This is a genomic window from Klebsiella michiganensis, from assembly GCF_002925905.1.
GTDB classification, from domain to species: domain Bacteria; phylum Pseudomonadota; class Gammaproteobacteria; order Enterobacterales; family Enterobacteriaceae; genus Klebsiella; species Klebsiella michiganensis.
This window is the reverse complement of record NZ_PRDB01000018.1, coordinates 1-16,243: the sequence shown is the minus strand read 5'-3', so window position 1 is coordinate 16,243 and position 16,243 is coordinate 1. Positions and strand designations below refer to the sequence as shown.

The 16,243-nt window shown below is 55.4% G+C and carries 15 protein-coding genes; 14 read left to right on the top strand and 1 reads right to left on the bottom strand.

What is annotated here, in order from left to right; all coding sequences use genetic code 11:
* Positions 1–25 precede the first annotated feature (25 nt).
* Positions 26–571 (top strand): chorismate mutase, encoded by a 546-nt coding sequence (locus tag CDA56_RS25885; protein WP_177986818.1) that lies wholly within the window; start codon positions 26–28, stop codon positions 569–571.
* Between the two features lie 616 nt (positions 572–1,187).
* On the opposite strand, the gene CDA56_RS25880 is transcribed toward CDA56_RS25885, so the two are convergent.
* The gene (locus CDA56_RS25880) at positions 1,188–1,904 is read right to left on the bottom strand and encodes a GntR family transcriptional regulator (protein ID WP_102802786.1); all 717 of its coding nucleotides are present in this window, start codon (positions 1,902–1,904) and stop codon (positions 1,188–1,190) included.
* Between the two features lie 118 nt (positions 1,905–2,022).
* Between CDA56_RS25880 and CDA56_RS25875 the strand changes: the two genes are divergently transcribed.
* The 13 genes from CDA56_RS25875 to CDA56_RS25815 form a co-directional block, all read left to right on the top strand.
* Positions 2,023–2,817: an ABC transporter ATP-binding protein gene (locus CDA56_RS25875; protein ID WP_025107016.1), complete on the top strand. Its 795-nt coding sequence runs from the start codon at positions 2,023–2,025 to the stop codon at positions 2,815–2,817.
* A 20-nt stretch (positions 2,818–2,837) separates the two neighbouring features.
* The gene (locus tag CDA56_RS25870; RefSeq protein ID WP_014229041.1) at positions 2,838–3,833 is read left to right on the top strand and encodes an ABC transporter substrate-binding protein; all 996 of its coding nucleotides are present in this window, start codon (positions 2,838–2,840) and stop codon (positions 3,831–3,833) included.
* Positions 3,830–4,576, top strand: coding sequence for an ABC transporter permease (locus tag CDA56_RS25865; RefSeq protein ID WP_014229040.1), 747 nt, complete (start codon positions 3,830–3,832; stop codon positions 4,574–4,576). Before CDA56_RS25870 ends, CDA56_RS25865 begins: the two co-directional genes overlap by 4 nt.
* A gap of 13 nt (positions 4,577–4,589) precedes the next feature.
* Positions 4,590–6,953: a CehA/McbA family metallohydrolase domain-containing protein gene (locus CDA56_RS25860; protein WP_103814063.1), complete on the top strand. Its 2,364-nt coding sequence runs from the start codon at positions 4,590–4,592 to the stop codon at positions 6,951–6,953.
* A gap of 154 nt (positions 6,954–7,107) precedes the next feature.
* Positions 7,108–7,374 carry a hypothetical protein gene (locus CDA56_RS25855; RefSeq protein ID WP_025107012.1) on the top strand — a complete coding sequence of 89 codons (267 nt, stop codon included), beginning with the start codon at positions 7,108–7,110 and terminating at the stop codon, positions 7,372–7,374.
* A gap of 555 nt (positions 7,375–7,929) precedes the next feature.
* The gene (locus tag CDA56_RS25850) at positions 7,930–9,105 is read left to right on the top strand and encodes an acyl-CoA dehydrogenase family protein (protein ID WP_165795095.1); all 1,176 of its coding nucleotides are present in this window, start codon (positions 7,930–7,932) and stop codon (positions 9,103–9,105) included.
* A complete protein-coding gene (locus CDA56_RS25845) occupies positions 9,102–10,487 on the top strand; it encodes an NtaA/DmoA family FMN-dependent monooxygenase (protein WP_102802788.1) in 1,386 nt (461 codons plus the stop codon). The genes CDA56_RS25850 and CDA56_RS25845 overlap by 4 nt, the downstream gene beginning before the upstream one ends.
* Positions 10,488–10,513: 26 nt before the next feature.
* The gene (locus CDA56_RS25840) at positions 10,514–11,818 is read left to right on the top strand and encodes an extracellular solute-binding protein (protein WP_025107009.1); all 1,305 of its coding nucleotides are present in this window, start codon (positions 10,514–10,516) and stop codon (positions 11,816–11,818) included.
* Positions 11,815–12,699, top strand: coding sequence for a carbohydrate ABC transporter permease (locus tag CDA56_RS25835; protein ID WP_025107008.1), 885 nt, complete (start codon positions 11,815–11,817; stop codon positions 12,697–12,699). The genes CDA56_RS25840 and CDA56_RS25835 overlap by 4 nt, the downstream gene beginning before the upstream one ends.
* Positions 12,654–13,541: a carbohydrate ABC transporter permease gene (locus tag CDA56_RS25830; protein WP_025107007.1), complete on the top strand. Its 888-nt coding sequence runs from the start codon at positions 12,654–12,656 to the stop codon at positions 13,539–13,541. Before CDA56_RS25835 ends, CDA56_RS25830 begins: the two co-directional genes overlap by 46 nt.
* A gap of 20 nt (positions 13,542–13,561) precedes the next feature.
* Complete coding sequence (locus CDA56_RS25825; RefSeq protein WP_224226515.1) at positions 13,562–14,638, top strand: aldo/keto reductase; 1,077 nt, start codon at positions 13,562–13,564, stop codon at positions 14,636–14,638.
* A gap of 13 nt (positions 14,639–14,651) precedes the next feature.
* A complete protein-coding gene (solA, locus tag CDA56_RS25820) occupies positions 14,652–15,782 on the top strand; it encodes an N-methyl-L-tryptophan oxidase (protein ID WP_025107005.1) in 1,131 nt (376 codons plus the stop codon).
* An 11-nt stretch (positions 15,783–15,793) separates the two neighbouring features.
* The coding region (locus CDA56_RS25815) for an ABC transporter ATP-binding protein (RefSeq protein WP_139536108.1) at positions 15,794–16,243 on the top strand (450 nt) is incomplete at its 3' end.

Here is a 16,243-nt window from a genome sequence, read left to right as displayed (position 1 = left end):
TCCTGTTTATCGACGTCGGAGATTTATGATGCCGTACAAGCTCTATACAGCCGTGTTGCTTCTCGCTGCCGCAAGTTTCTCTGCAACGGCAATTTCTGCTTCAACCCCTTCGATTGGCAATTTGATCAATGAACGTTTGTCCTTGATGAAAGATGTTGCCGGATATAAAGCGCTACATCACCAGGCGATTGAAGATCTACAGCAAGAGAAGAAGGTTCTGGAGAGCGCCACTGCTGATGCTGATTCGCTGGGATTAAAAGGCGAGAGCGTAAGGCCATTTATTCAGGCGCAGATGGACGCCGCCAAGGCGATTCAGTACCGCTATCGCGCCGACTGGTTGGCGGCGCCGGAAACTGACTGGCAGCCTCGCCCGCTTCAGGATGTCCGGACGCAAATCGGCCAACTTAGCCATCGTATTCTGCAAAGTGTGGCGGCACGATTAAAGTCCGGGCAACCTCTGACGGAACAGGGCCAGGAGGCATTTATGCACGCCGTGCAGCAGAAAAATTTACACGAGCAGGATAAGCATAGAATCTGGGAAACAATGAAAGGGATTTCGTTGAAAGATTAAGTAAAAAGCCCCGCTGAAGCACTGAGGAATCCCCATTCATGGGCAGGTGAAAAAGACAAGCATAGCGTTTTGTGATCTACTGATTGTGCAACCAATTCAATAAGATCACCCCTATGCTTGCAGTATCAGGGGGAAGAGAGCCCAGCCTGATTCAGCTATAGCGCAGCACTCCTCCCCTTCGACCTGGCAGCATCACACGCTAACACTGTTCAGCCCGTTACGCAGACTTTCCACTGAGTATTGCGCCGGTGGGCGCAGTATCGGCCGCGCGGATTGCCGAAGTGAGATACTCTGGAACAGCCTGACGGACAATATGTTAACAGTGCCCTGTTGACTCGCATGTGGGCCTGACAAGAAACATGCCTTCACTTTCCGGGGGGACGTTCCTGAAACCAAATTCTTAAACGCGTATGCTGAATCCATGTATCCCCCTGTCAGCGCTCATTCAATCGTAGCTACGATGATTTACGAAGAAGATTAAGGGCTAATGACATTCACCGCATATACTGATAACAGAATGATGAACATCATCCAGATCGCGAGGTTCATGACCGGATGGCCAATACTCTGAATACCCAGTCAAATTAAATCACCGGTGAGAATCAGAACCCCTACTTCAGCTGTTGCTCAAAATAAACTCGTAGCGTTCCGGACGAATGAAAAAGCGAGAGTTCTCAGCGCACTGCCCGTTTTCAAACCAGGATGTTCGCTCCAGTAGAAAAAGCGGCGCGTTTTTATCGGTTCCCAGCACGTCAACGAGTCCCTTATCCGCGAAGGCCAGCCGGATGGCGATATCGGAGCGACTGATGTGATGTTGCGTGGCTTTTTCTAACAGGACCCAGGTCGGTTCCTTCTCGGTCTCTTCCCAGCTCAGCTCATGAGGAAATGCCGGGAAATGACTGTAACCCACCGCAATGGGATCATTATCCACCAGATGCAGCCGTGAAATAAACGTCAGCGTCCGGGACATTTGAAACAGCGATTGCAGCGACTCTGGCGTTGGCACCTTCTCTTTGACCAGCAAACGCATTGTGGCATTCAGCCCCTGCTGCTTTAGCGACTCATGAAAGCTACGCATGACGTTGATGCCATGTGCAACCTTCTTGCCCGATATGTAGGTTCCCTTTCCCTGCTTGCGCTCGACAATCCCCTGCTCTGTCAGATGCTTCAGCGCGAGCCGTACCGTCACCCTGCTGACCGCAAAGCGCTGTTCAAGCGCAGCTTCAGAGGGCAGTTTTCCGCCAGGTTGAAAATGTCCGGCGGCAATTTCCTGCCGCAGGGTATCGGCAATCTGCCGGTAGAGCGATGTGATGTTTTCACGCACCAGTGTCATTCAGGTTCCGTCTCTCGTATTCCGTTCGGATCTAGTTTAGTCAGAAGCGATCTTAGATCAACTTGTATTAATACGTATTATAACCACATCTCATTATTTCTTATACATGACGCTCAGCATGACCAATTCTCAACCATACGCACTGGCGGTAGACAATATCACTTTTCGCTATCCCGGCGGCGCGCCGGTATTCAGCCATTTCAGTTTTCATGCCCGCCAGGGAGAGTTTGTGGTGTTGCTGGGCCCCTCGGGGTGCGGTAAGAGCACGTTACTCAATCTGCTGGCCGGTTTCACAGAGCCAGAGCGGGGAGCCGTGCGGATTGGCGGTGAGCGTACCACGCCGGAAAACCATCGGCTTGGCTATGTTTTTCAGCAGCCACAGCTCTTTGGCTGGCTGACCGCGCTGGAGAATGTCCGGTTCGGATTGCGGATGCAAAGGCGCGAGGACGTGGCCTCTCAGCGCCGACGCGCTATGACATATCTGCAACGTGTGGGCCTGGTACATGCCGCACATCAGTTGCCGCACCAGATGTCCGGGGGCATGCAGCAGCGCGTGTCACTGGCTCGCGCGCTGGCGCTGGAGCCGGATGTTCTGTTAATGGACGAACCATTTGCTGCGCTCGATGCCATCACCCGTGGGGACATGAACGAGGAGACACTACGTCTCTGGTCCGCCATTGGGCAGACAACGGTCTTCATCACCCACGATATTGAAGAGGCTGTGTTTCTTGCTGACCGCGTCATCGTTCTGAATCGTGCACCCGGTGGCGTACACAGCGAATTGTCCATCGCCTTACCGCGCCCGCGAAGCAATCTGGAGACGCGACAGCTTCCGGCTTTTGCCATGTATCGTAATGAATTACTGAAGCGCATTACCGATGTGATGCAGCAGTCCGACAACCACTCACTCTAACAAAACGGAACATCAATCAAATGGGTAAATCATTTCTTGCTGTGCTGATATCAGGGGTTTTATTCAATGCTGCTGACGCTGCGGATTCCCAGCCGCTGCGTATTGGCTGGGTCTATGCGCTGGCCAACGCGCCTGCACTTATCGCCGAGAAAGAGGGTTTTTATCAGCAGGAAGGGCTGACCGTCGAGCTTAAATCCTTTGGTGATGGTCCCGTCATCAGTCAGGCGCTGGCCGCGCATGAACTTGATGCAGCCTATATGGGTGCGACACCGGTATTCCAGTGGTTTTCGCGCGGGCTCAAGGGGCAAATTATCGCTAAGGTGAACAGCGGACAGGCCGCGCTGATCGTTCCCGCACAGAGTGCTATTTCCCGGTTGGCTGACCTAAAAGGCAAACGCATCGCTGGCGTCAAAAAAGGGAGCGGAATGGATGTTCTGCTGCGCGGTGTGGTGCTGCAACAGCAGGCAGGTCTGGTTGCTGACAAAGATGCTCAGATCCTGAGTATGCCCGCCGGTAACATGCCCGCTGCGCTGCAGCAGGGCGTTGTGGATGCAGCCTTCACCTGGGAGCCCTTTGTCAGCGAAGCACTGCTGCGCGGCGACGCCAGACTGCTGCTCGATGTAAACAAAGTCCAACCGGGTTATCCGTGGTATGTACTGATGGCGTTACCGGAGACCCTGAAGGACCGCCCGGACGATGTGGTGAAGCTTATCCGTGCGCATCAGAAAGCAGTGGATTTTATCAATCAGCATCCTGCAGAAGCCGATCGGATCATGGCCGATGCGTTTAAGCTGCGGGCCATTAAAACCGCTGACGGTAAAACGCTGCCGCCGGAGGCGCTGGTTCAGGAAGCCCGTAAACGTATTGAGTGGTCTGTGTCACTGACGAAGAAAGATGGCGCCTTCTTTGAGCAGCTGATGAAGGACTCACAGACGCTGGGCTACATGCAAAAGGCGCCAGAGCTGAATGAATTTGTTGATACGCAGTGGCTGACAAAAGCAGGGATAACGCAGTGAAGTTCAAACCAAACTGGGGCTGGGCTTCCCTGCCCGCGTTACTCATGGTCTGGGTTATCGTTGCGAGTCACTATCCCTCTTATGTGTTGCCGCAACCCTGGGACGTATGGCGGGAAGCCATACGCTGGTTCAGTGATGGTTCCATCTGGGGTCAGCTACAGGCCAGCCTGCTGGAAGAATTCACCGGCTTTTTGACTGCCGTGCTGCTGGCACTGATTCTTGGTGTCAGCGCCGGACTTTCCGATCGCGTCAGGGAGTTCCTTACGCCACTGAACAGCCTGTTTATGGCTATCCCGCCCATCGCATGGGCACCTCTGATGCTGCTGATCTTCGGCCTGGGATTCGTTTCCATCGTGGTGGTGATTGTCATCGCTGCGCTGTTCCCGATGTGTCTGGCCATTCAGGAGGGGATCCGCGGCATCCGTGGCGGTGAAGTGCGTGCAGCACGCACGCTGGGAGCTCGACCGTTTCAACTGCTTCTTCATGTCTATCTGCCCAGTTCCCTGCCATTTATCACCGCCGCACTGCGCATCGGATTCAGCCAGGCGTGGCGTGCGCTGGTGGCAGCGGAAATGCTCGGCGCCTCTCAGGGCATAGGCTGGATGGTTGCCATGGGCGGACAGACGGGTAACAGCAGTCAGGTACTACTGGGAATTTGCCTGATCGGGCTTATCGCCTGGTTAATGGAAAATCTTGTTTTTCGCCGCATTGAACAGCGCTATCAGCGCTGGCGCGCCCAATAATTGTGAGGTTAATGTGAGTCAGTTCGATATCCGTGATGCAGGCGATTACATCGCTCCGAAGGGCTTGTATGAGCAGAATAAAGCCCGGCCGTTTCTGGGCAGTGTGGCCTGCTCGCATACTCAGTTGACTGCCGGTGCGTGGGAAGAGATCCAACTGGTATATACCGTGGGCGCCAGCGGGCTTGCTGACGGCGCATGGCTGAAGCTCGCCTTTAAATTTTACTCGGACTGGGCGCTGTTTCAGACCAGCGATCCCTCGGCAGCCAACTATGTCAGCGCCGAGTATCAGGCAGGCCCGCTAGTGCCAGGACAGAGCCCTGCCACGGTCCAGCATTTGAAGGTGCGTTTTGATCAGAAGGGGCACGAGCGTCCGTTCCAGAAAGCCATTCTGATCGACATTATTGATGGCTACATCAATCCGGGAGACAAAATCATTATCCGCCTGGGCGATCGGCGCCATGGCGGGGGCGGTACGCGTGTACAGAGTTTCGTTGAGAAAGCTTTCCGCTTCCGCCTGTTTGTTGATCCGCTGGGGAGCTCAAAATTTGCTGAGGTACCCGGCGATACGCTGCTGGATATCGTGCCCGGTGAGCCCGCTTCTCTTGCCGCGATCGCGCCAAGGTTACTGGCACCTGAAACGCCTTTCTCCGTTATCGTCCGGCTGGATGACCGCTGGGGGAATACCTGCCGGAGCCTGCCGCTGGCAGGATGCCTGACGCTGACCTCATCGGGAGGTGAAACACAGCATCATGATTTCCGGCTGGCCGAAGAGGGCTGGGCGATTGCGCGTATCAGCGATTTGCATCTCTGCGCAGGAGAATGGTCGTTCAGCGCCGCACTGGGCACGCTGCCCTTGCTGGAAGGCAAAGGATGGATAACGGTGGAGGAAACCGCCACAGGTCTGCGCCCGCTCTATGCCGATCTTCATGTGCATTCTGATGACACGGTTGGTACCAACGACACGCTGTATAACCTCAGCTACGGGCGTGATGTCGCCGGTCTCGATATTCTAGGCTATACCGCCAACGATTTTAATGTGACTGAAGCGCGCTGGAAGCAGGCGGTAAAGCTGATTAATGCGCTGAACCAGCCAGACAGTTTTGTCTGCTATTCCGGTACCGAGTGGTGCGGTAATACCTGCGCCGGTGGCGATCATAATGTGGTGTTCCTTGAAGATGATGAACCTCAGTTCCCGTTTGATAATCAGGGGCGGCTGGTGCGTTCATTCGAGTGGAATGAGTTCACTGCCGGAACCATCAAACCGGGTGCATGGCCACTTGATGAACTTTATGCGGCCTACGCACGCGAACCGCACAAACATCTGTTAATCCCGCATGTTGGCGGGCGCCGCTGCAACCTGGACTGGCATCACCCGGAGCTGGAGCGCTTGATAGAAGTCGGTTCCGCCTGGGGGCAGTTTCACTGGGTCTATGCCGAGGCGCTCGAACGGGGCTATCGTCTGGGCGCGACCGCCAACAGCGATGAACATCAGGGGCGATGTGGTGGTGGCGTGCCTGCGACAGCCGTCTTCGGATCCCGTGGAGGCCTGACTGGCGTACTTGCTGAACAATTCGACAGAAAAGGTGTGGCTGCAGCGCTTCGTGCCCGCCACACCTATGCCACAACAGGTGAACGAAACTATGCCGAGTTGCGTGCGGGCGATGCGCTGATGGGAGATGTAGCGGAATTCAGTTCAGCAGATGTACTGCGTTATCGTCTGTTAGGCGATGCGGGCTGGGAAGCGGTAACGCTTTACGATGGAGAAAGAGAGGTATGGCATCGCGATTTGCACGCGGAATTTGGGCGCTCTAAATATCAGTTCCGGGTACGTCTGGGGGGTGCACGCATTAAGGACCGCTATCGGGGTGCTTACTGGACGGGACATATTGAGGTCACAGGGACACCAATCAATGCGTTTTCCCTCTCGGGCGCAGATCACCCGGAGCAGACCGTCTGGCGTAAAAGTCATACACAGATTGGCTTGCGAACCGACACCAATGGTGACAGCGACACAGTTACTGTCAGTACCGGTGGGCTGGCCGGAGCAAAAATACACGTTCATCTGGACATCAGTAGCTATATCAAAGTGGGCGATCCGCTTTTGCCACAACCACATGCCTGGGCGCCGGTTTTTGAAACGGATATTGATGGTCAAACGCTTCTGATTGCAGGCAAAGAGACTTTTACGCTTCCAGGCACCGAACTTCAGGTAGATATTGAACTGGTTACCGAACAGCCGCTTCCACGTGATATCAGCGGCGAAATTCCACTTTCTGAACTTATCCTGTCAGAAAAACGGGAACATCCGTTCTTCATCAGTGCCAGGCAAAAGGACCAGTCCCGGATTTGGACCTCAGCCATCTTCTTAACACGTTAAATAGTGGCATGCGGCAGTTTCTTGCCGCATTTTCGGTAGCTATTTGTTGTTTAAGAGTCAGACCGTATTGCAATATCTGCGAAAAAGATAAGGATTGAGGGGAAGACTCTTCCGGAGTCTTCAATAATCCGATATATCTCAGTAAGGGAACACGATGAGAAAATTAATGTATCTGCAGATCCTGCTTCCGGTAATAACTGCCCTGCTCTTTCTGTTAGCAACAAACCATCTCATCGTCGCATATCAAATGGAGCACCAGGAACAGGTTGCAGGACGGTTACTGCATAATGCTGAGGAGGTCTCCGGGCAACTGGCTGGAGCCCTAAGCAAAGCGATAAGCGCAGGAAATGTGAGTTGTTCACCAGAAGGAATAAATGAACTAATAACGTGCAGAGATAAAAAAGACCAGCGTCGCCATTAATCAAACCACCACACACGCCTGCATCAGGCGCTTATTATCAGATTCAATAAAGGTAATACCTTTCCGGCTCACTAAATAGAGGGGGCAGGAGGCGTTCTACCGCACTCGGCTGAAGCTTGTTGCTTGCAAAAAAAAATGGAACCAGAAAACACTACCAATGTAGACAATATTCTCGAAGTGCAAAAAACAGAAAATAACAGTATTATTTCAGAAATAAAACGCCCCCCTGCCACCCTCAAAATAGTACTTTCTTTTCATTTCAATTGAAAAAAACATCTGGTCATACTCGCCCCCAGGACATGAATTATTTACCCCCCATACCCCTAATAGTTAAACCAGGAATGTAAAGCTAAAAAACGAATATAATGAGCAGTCAAAAAATGTTTTAAACCTTTCCGCAATTGAATATCTAAAATACGCATAACTGGCAGGATTGATTTTATTAACAGTTAATATAACGTCATTAACACTTCATTTTCACACATGCAATTAATAACCAGATGATTTAGCAGTCAGTAACTTTTGGTCGTTATGTGTATTTTTATCAGGGTAATTATGAGTAAACAAAGAGTGGCTGAGCCAGACGTGGCAGTCGCAGTTTATGCATTAAAAGCAGAGCTGGACAGGCTGGCCGTTACAGCGGATCTCCACAGTGATTATCAACTGGCACGTGAGGCATTGCGCCGCTCGGGCCTGCTGGCACTACGTGTTCCACAGGCTGCAGGGGGATGGAGTGGCAGTCAGGCGCAGGTTATTGCTGTCAGCCGAATCCTGGCGCAGGCCGATGCCGGTATCGCGCAATTGCTACAGCCGCACTACGGCTTTACCGACACCATTCCCCTGCTCCCTTCAGTGGATGCACAAAAGGTGCTGTATCAGGATGTGCTGAAGGGTGAACGTATCGCCAATGCAGCCAGCGAACGCGGCGGTAAACATTCAGCCGATTTTGCTACCACGCTGGTGCCCGAAGGTGATGTTTACCGCATTAACGGGCGCAAATATTACGCCACGGGCTCCATCGGCGCCCGCTGGGTCACTGTAATAGGCAAAGCCGATCACGGCGGTCAGGCGCTGGCATATATCCGCACCGACTCTCCTGGTGTCACGCTTCTTGATGACTGGAATGGCCTCGGTCAGCGCGGCAGTTCCAGTGGGACACTTATCCTCGAAAACGTCACGGTACCCGCAGATTACGTCATTCCGGTATGGGACGAAGCGCATCGCGGCATTGCCTGGCATGAAAGCGGACGGCTGATCCATGCCGCCATCGACCTCGGTATTGCCGAAGGCATCGTGACGTGGGGGGTGCAAAGTGTGGCGACGGATAAGCGCATTCCCTTTGAATCACCTTATCAGACGCTGGCGGAAGATCCTGTTCTGCAATACCAAATCGGCCTGTTGAGCGCGCGGATTTTGTCCGTTGCGGCGCTACTGGAAAACACCGCGCATTTGCTCGATGAAGTGCAACAGGCCGATGCCAGCCAACAAACGCAACTTTATCCACAGCTCCGGGCACAGCTCTCCGCTGCCAAAGCACTGGCTGCGGAAGTCAGCCTGGCCGCCAGCAGCGATGTTTTTTCCTGGAGCGGTGCCCGTGCCGCTGACCGTGCCCTGCGTATTGACCGTTACTGGCGCAACGCCCGCACTCACACCCTGCATGACCCGGTTCGACTGCGCTATCAGGAACTTGGCCGCAGCCAGATTGCCCAGTTTAAGGAGCCTCAGCCATGAGCGAACCGCGCTCGCTGATTTTTAACGCATTTGAAATGAACGGCGTGGGCTACTACGCCCAGGGGAGCTGGACGCACCTGGATAGCCAGCGTCACCGCTACAAAGACCTCGACTACTGGGTGGAGCGCGCACGATTCCTCGACGAAGCCGGGTTTACCGCACTGTTTTTTGCCGATGTTCTGGGAGTGTATGACGTCTATCGTCAATCTCCCGATCCGGCCATCGAAGGGGCGGTGGATTTCCCGCTCAATGATCCGTTTATGGTGATCCCGGCAATGCTGGCGGCCAGCAAAAACCTCAGCTTTGCGGTTACAGCGTCCACGACCTATGAACATCCCTTCACCTTCGCCCGCCGTTTCGGCACCCTGGATCATCTGTCGAAAGGGCGAATCGGCTGGAACGTGGTGACATCTTACCTGCCGAATGCTGCGCGCAACTACGGCCTGCCGGATCAGTTGCCTCATGAAGTGCGCTATGCACGGGCGGAAGAGTTTCTGACGGTGTTCTACAAGCTGCTGGAAGGAAGCTGGGAAGAGGATGCCGTACTGTACGACAAAACCACCAAACGCTATGCCGATGCCAGCAAAGTCCATCGTATCAACCACCAGGGCGAACATTTTTCCGTACAGGGGCCAGCGCTGACGGAGCCGAGTGTGCAACGCACGCCGGTGATTTTCCAGGCGGGAGCGTCTGCCCGTGGGCTGGCCTTTGCTGCACGCCACGCCGAAGTGGTGTTCGTCAACGGCATGAACCTGGATGCCCTGCGCATCAATGTCGATAAGCTGCACGCCGCCGCAGTGGAGGCCGGGCGCTCGCCAGAGGCAATTAAAGTGGTGACCGATCTCTCGGTGGTGACTGGACGCACTCAGGCGCAAGCGGAAGAAAAAGCCAATGCCATTCGTGCCGCTCAGTCACCGGAAGCACAGTATGCCGCGTTTGGTGGTGCCAGCGGCTTTGACCTCTCCCGCTATCACGATGACGACACGCTAACTTCGGAACCGCACAACTTCTCCCGTTCTGAATCGGCCCGATTCACCAGTGAAAAAGCACGCCCGGACAGCATCGCCGCCATCAAACAGCGGCTGGTGAACTTAAGCCCCTACGCCAGCACGCTGGTGGGTACGCCGGAGCGCATCGCCGATGACATTGAAGAAATCGTGCGTATCACCGGTGTGGATGGCTTCAACCTGCACGAATTCGTCAGCCCCCGCGACTTTAGCGAATTCGCCGAACAGGTATTGCCAGTGCTGACGGCGCGCGGCCTGTTCCAGCCGCCGCAACCCGCCTCCTCCCTGCGAAACCGGCTATTTGGCCAGGGCGACCGTCTGGCCGCTCCGCATCCGGCAGCCGGTTATCGCGGGCGTTTTACAAAGCAACAATAACAACAAATATAATTTAGGGGTAATACATGACAGCATCTGCAAAAACATCTATCAGCCTGGTGGCAGGCCTGATTTTCATTACGACAACGGTATCCGCCGCCACCATTCCGGCGGTGGAAAGCCTGAAAGCACCGGAGAAAAGTATCACCCTCAATTACTTCGGTGGTGCGATTCCGGCTGAGCGAGCCAACAAGATTATCGCGGCGTTTGAAAAACAGTACCCGACGATCAAAATCAGCTACCACGCAGTGCCATTCAACAGTTACAACGAAACTCTAGGCGCCCGTTTCGCCCAGAGGGAGGTGGATATTTTCGATATCGACCAACCCCAGAGTGCCAGCTACGCCGTACGCGGCTGGGAAGCCGATCTGACGGACGCCTTCGCCGCGAAACGTAACCTGATTGATCCACCGGCGCTGAAAGAGTCCACCATCAACGGCAAACTGCTCAATTTGCCGTACCAGATAGGTACCACCTTCCTCTATTACAACAAAAAAGTGCTGAAGCAGATTGGTGTGGCATTCCCGTCAAACAAAGCCGGGGAAGCGCCGACATGGGAGTGGGTGGAAGCGACAGCACGTAAAGCGGTGGCAGCGAAAGCCGCGCCTTACGGCATCACCTTCTCCACGCCGGATATGTATTACTACCTGCAACCACTGGCAGAATCCCTCGGCGCTGGCACGGGGGTGAAAGGTGACAATCAGCTGACCCCGGACATCAACAACGCCGGATGGGTCAAAGCCCTGAGCTGGTACGGCAAACTGTATGCCGATGGTCTGGCGCCGCGCGGCGTGCGTGAAACCGCGCTGGCCTTCGCCAACGGAGACAGCGCTTTCTTCTATGGCGGCATCTGGAATTCGCCAACCATCACCAAAAATGCCAGCCTCGATTTCGGCATCACCACCGCCCCGAAATTTGACGGTGGTCAGGATGCAACCACCAGCGGCGGCTGGGCGTTGGGTATCAGCGCACTGTCCAGCCCGGAAAAACAACAGGCCGCCGCGCTGTTCCTCAACTGGTATCTGTTTGGTGAAAACGGCGGTTTTGTCTCTGCTGACCCGGAAACGGAAAACGTACCGACCACCGACACCACCCGCGCGGTGTTCTGGAAAAACCCGATTTACGCTGATCCGCGCCTTAACGGTTTGCAGGATATCCTGACCTGGCAGGCGCAGCACTCGGCGCGGATCCGCCCGCAAACCGTTGGCGGTGCGGAGTTTACGCAACTGGTGAGTGCAGCTATTGCCGACATCACCAACGGCGCCGATGCAAAGAAAACGCTGGATACCACTAATGCGAAACTGAACGCTGCGTGGAGAAAATATCAGTGACCAGCCGTGCCTCCCGCCACGAATCACGCACCGCGCTGTTGTTGCTGGCTCCGGCGTTAGCACTGTTGTTGTTGTTGCGTATTATTCCGGCAGGCATGGCGGTGGTGGAATCGTTCTACACCTCGGTGCCGGGTAGCGTGATCCCGCCGAAATGGGTTGGCTGGCAGAACTATCTCGACCTGTTTGACGATCCCGGTTTCTGGGATTCGGTGTGGCGCACGCTGCTGTTCGCCGGGCTGGTCAATCCGCTAACGATGGTGTTCGCCCTGCTTCTTGCCTGGCTGCTGACGCGCAATGTGGCATTCACTGGCGTGTGGCGCACACTGGCCTTCTTGCCCACGGCTCTGCCGCTGATGGGCACGACCGTGGTGTTCGGCGTGTTGCTGCGTCCCGAAGGGGTGGTGAACAGCCTGCTGACGCTGGCACATCTGCCAGCCAGCGGCTGGTTTACCGATGTCAATGGCGCACTGGCCGCGCTGGTGATCCTCTCCACCTGGACAGCGGTGGGCTACTGGATGATTTTCCTGATTGCCGCTATTCGTGATGTGCCGCAGGACTATTACGACGCAGCGATGCTGGATGGCGCCGGGGAGTGGCGGCAGTTTATTAACGTCACGCTGCCGTTAATTCAACGCCAGTTGCTGTTTGTCCTGACCGCCAGCACCGTGTGGAACTTCATCCTCTACGCGCCAATCAGCGCCCTGACCAAAGGCGGGCCGCAGGGCTCCAGCAACTTTTTAATGTACGACATCATCACCCGCTATTACGCCCTCAGTTCACCGGGCGCGGCGCTGGCGGAGATGACGATGCTTTTCGTTTTAATGGGAGCAACGGTATGGCTGCAGTTTCGGCTGTTGAACCGCATGCGCAGCGCGCCATGACGCGGCGTGTTGTTTTGCGCCGTCGTCAGTGGCGACGAGTGCTGGCAACCAGCGTGGCTTTACTGATTTCACTGCTGTTTGCCGTGCCGTTTATCTGGCTGGTGGCCTCGGCCTTTCGCCCGGTAACGCAAACCTTTCAGGCCAGTGTGGATATATGGACCTTTATCCCGCGCACCTGGACGCTGGAAAATTTCACCTCCGCTTTCAACCGGGGATTCATCACCAATCTGTTCAACTCGTTATGGGTGACCGGAGTATCCGCGGCGATCGGCACGCTACTGGCGATTCTCGCCGCGTTTCCGCTGGCGGTTATGCGTTTCCCAGGACGTGACTGGCTGTTTGTGGTGGTGGTGTTCGCCTTCATGATCCCGTTTGAAGTGGTGGCGTTACCGCTGACCACGGTGTTCACGCAACTCGGGCTGGCGAACACCCTGACGGCGCTGATTGTGCCGGGGCTGGTACATGGCCTGGCCATCTTCAACCTGCGCCAGTTCTTTTTAAGTATACCGCGCGAGCAACTGGAAGCGGCACTGCTGGATGGCGCCTCCTGGTGGCGCATTTTGTTTCAGATTTACCTGCCCCTGGTACGCCCGGCGGTGATCGGCTCGGCGATGATTCTGGCAATGGCACAGTGGAACGCCTGGCTGTGGCCGTCGCTGATTATCACCGACAACAGTAAACAGACCGGCGCGGTGGCGATTGGTCTGTCGGATTCCGCCTACACCCAGGACTACGGCCTCGCTTTTGCCGAAGTATTTATTCTGGCGCTGATCCCGGCGCTGCTGATCTTCTTTGGTCAACGCTCTTTTACCCATTCGCTGAGTCATACCGGCGGCAAATAACATGAATTATGCAGGAGAATATGATGACACAACGCGTTGAATTTCTCGATGAACGCCCGGACCCGAATAACCCGTGGGCCGCGCCGGAGAACCGCTTTAAACGTTATGGCTACAATCGCGTCGGCAACAGCGGCCTGATTGTCTCGCCGATTGGTCTTGGAACCTGGTACAACTTTGGCGACACCACGCCGTTCCAGCAGCAGCGTGACATTCTCCGTTTCGCCTTTGAAAACGGCATCAACCATCTTGATATTGCCAACCAGTATGGCCCGCCGCTGGGTGCCGCTGAAGAAAATATCGGCCGCATTCTGCGCAAAGATTTTCACCCGTACCGTAATGAGCTGGTGATCGCCACCAAAGCGGGCTGGCCGCAGTGGCTGGGACCGAACGGGCGTCTGGGCGGCAAAAAGCACCTGCTGGGCAGCATTGATGAGTCGCTGGAACGTCTCGATCTCGACTACGTGGATATTTTCTATTCACACCGTTTTGACCCGGACACACCGTTGTATGAAACCATTGAAGCGCTGGATACTATCGTGCGTTCCGGCAAGGCGCTATATGTCGGCATCTCTTCGTATTCTGCGCAGCGATCCCATGAGGCTTTCGCCATTGCCCGCGAACTGGGTACACCACTGCTGGTCAATCAGTCCTCTTATTCGCTGATCAACCGCTGGATTGAAGATGAGCTGCTGGACGACCTCGGCGAATCTGGCGGCGCAGCGGTGGCCTTTACGCCGCTGGCGCAGGGGCTGCTGGCGGATCGTTATCTCCAGGGCTTTGATAAGGTGCAGCGCGCGCAGCATCGTCCTTACATTTCCGCCGAGGCGCAGTCCGAAGACAACCTGAACCGTCTGCGTGGGCTGGCCGCGATTGCTGCTGAACGTGGACAGAGCCTGTCACAACTGGCGATAGCCTGGACGCTGCGGGACCCGCGCGTAGCCTCAACGCTGGTGGGCGTTTCCAGTAAGGAACAGCTGGCGGAGAACCTGAAAGCGCTGGACAACCTGGCATTCACCGCCGATGAGTTGGCACGGATTGATCGGTTCGCGGTGCATGATGGAGGTGTTAATCCGTGGAAAATTTCCTCCGAACTGTAAAAGGATGAGTGACGTGGCAGAGCAACAGTTTGATGTGGCGGTCATCGGCCTTGGCGCACTGGGCGCAGCGACGTTGTGGCGGCTGGCGGAACAAGGTGTCAAGGCAATCGGCATCGATCAGTTTACCCCGCCCCATGATCTCGGCGCGACGCACGGTAAAACCCGCTTGTTTCGTACTTTCTGCCTCGAACATCCGGTGCTCGGCGACTACGCCCGTTTATCGCGCCGCCTGTTTCAGTCACTGGAACAGAGCAGCGGTGGATCGCTGTTGTCGATCACCGGCGGCACCATTATCGGCCGCCCGGACTCACAGGCGGTGAGCGGCACTTTACAGGCAGCACAGCGCCTTGGAGTGCAATTGCCGGTGTGGTCGTCCACGGAGCTGGCAGCCCGTCAGCCGCAGCATATTGGGTTACGGTCTGATGAAGTGGCAGTGGTGGATAGCGAAGCAGGCGTGGCGAACCCGGAGTGCTTTATTCGCGCGGCATTGCAACGGGCGCAGCAGTTATCGGCGCAGGTGCTGACGCCGGTACGGGTGGATGCGGTGCAGGATCACGGCGCTGCGGTGCGTATTGTCACTTCCGCAGGTGAGATTCGCGCCAGTCAGGTGGTGATTGCTGGCGGCGCCTGGCTCACGCGTTTCGCACCGGATCTGCCGCTTGACCCTGTTCGCACAATAATGACCTGGTTTGATCCCGTCGCGGGCTACAGCCTGGACGCCTTCCCGGTATTTGTGCGTGAAATCAGCCCGCAGCTGACGCTGTGGGGCCACGGTGCGCAAGCTGGCGGCTTAGTGAAACTTGGGCTTGGCGATGTCGGAGTTCCACGTACCGCGCTGAATCTGGAGAACCCTGACAGGCATATTGCCCGCGAAGATACCGCTGAACTGCGCGCGGCCGTTCGTCAATGGCTGGAAGATATCAGCCCTGAACCGGCAAGTGCGCATCCGTGCATGATCACCCGAACGCCGGATGCGCAATTTATTGTCGGACGTTACCGGGGCAACATTCTGGTTGCGGGCGGTGACAACGGCCATGCTTTCAAACACGCACCTGCCATCGGCGAGGTGCTGGCCCGCCAGGCGCAGGGCAGTACCGTGGAGCTGGAAACGGCATTTATTGATCCGCGACGATTTGCACATTAACAGGAATAAAGATGGGACGTTTAGTTTTACAGAATGCAGGAAAAACTTATCACGACCTGAATGTGGTACAGGATATTAACCTCGATATTGAAGACGGGGAATTTGTGGTGATAGTCGGCCCATCCGGCAGTGGTAAATCCACCTTATTACGCATGATTGCCGGGCTGGAAGATATTAGCGCCGGGGAAATGTTTCTTGATGGCCAGTTAATTAATGACACCCTGCCGCAGGAGCGCAGCATCGGCATGGTGTTTCAGTCGTACGCCCTTTATCCTCACATGACGGTTGAAGAAAATATGGCATACGGCCTGACGCTGGCGAAATGCCCGAAAAAGGAAATTACCCGGCGTGTGCATGAGGCGGCAAATATTTTGCAACTTACATTGCTGCTGGAACGTAAACCGGCGATGCTCTCAGGTGGGCAACGACAGCGAGTAGCGATTGGCCGGGCACTGGTCAAG

What these genes read in the sequence shown, in the direction of transcription:
- CDA56_RS25885 (WP_177986818.1), top strand. Translation starts at nt 26, where the DNA reads ATGATGCCGTACAAGCTCTATACAGCCGTGTTGCTTCTCGCTGCCGCA.
- CDA56_RS25880 (WP_102802786.1), bottom strand. Translation starts at nt 1,904, where the DNA reads ATGACACTGGTGCGTGAAAACATCACATCGCTCTACCGGCAGATTGCC.
- CDA56_RS25875 (WP_025107016.1), top strand. Translation starts at nt 2,023, where the DNA reads ATGACCAATTCTCAACCATACGCACTGGCGGTAGACAATATCACTTTT.
- CDA56_RS25870 (WP_014229041.1), top strand. Translation starts at nt 2,838, where the DNA reads ATGGGTAAATCATTTCTTGCTGTGCTGATATCAGGGGTTTTATTCAAT.
- CDA56_RS25855 (WP_025107012.1), top strand. Translation starts at nt 7,108, where the DNA reads ATGAGAAAATTAATGTATCTGCAGATCCTGCTTCCGGTAATAACTGCC.
- CDA56_RS25850 (WP_165795095.1), top strand. Translation starts at nt 7,930, where the DNA reads ATGAGTAAACAAAGAGTGGCTGAGCCAGACGTGGCAGTCGCAGTTTAT.
- CDA56_RS25845 (WP_102802788.1), top strand. Translation starts at nt 9,102, where the DNA reads ATGAGCGAACCGCGCTCGCTGATTTTTAACGCATTTGAAATGAACGGC.
- CDA56_RS25840 (WP_025107009.1), top strand. Translation starts at nt 10,514, where the DNA reads ATGACAGCATCTGCAAAAACATCTATCAGCCTGGTGGCAGGCCTGATT.
- CDA56_RS25830 (WP_025107007.1), top strand. Translation starts at nt 12,654, where the DNA reads ATGGCTGCAGTTTCGGCTGTTGAACCGCATGCGCAGCGCGCCATGACG.
- CDA56_RS25825 (WP_224226515.1), top strand. Translation starts at nt 13,562, where the DNA reads ATGATGACACAACGCGTTGAATTTCTCGATGAACGCCCGGACCCGAAT.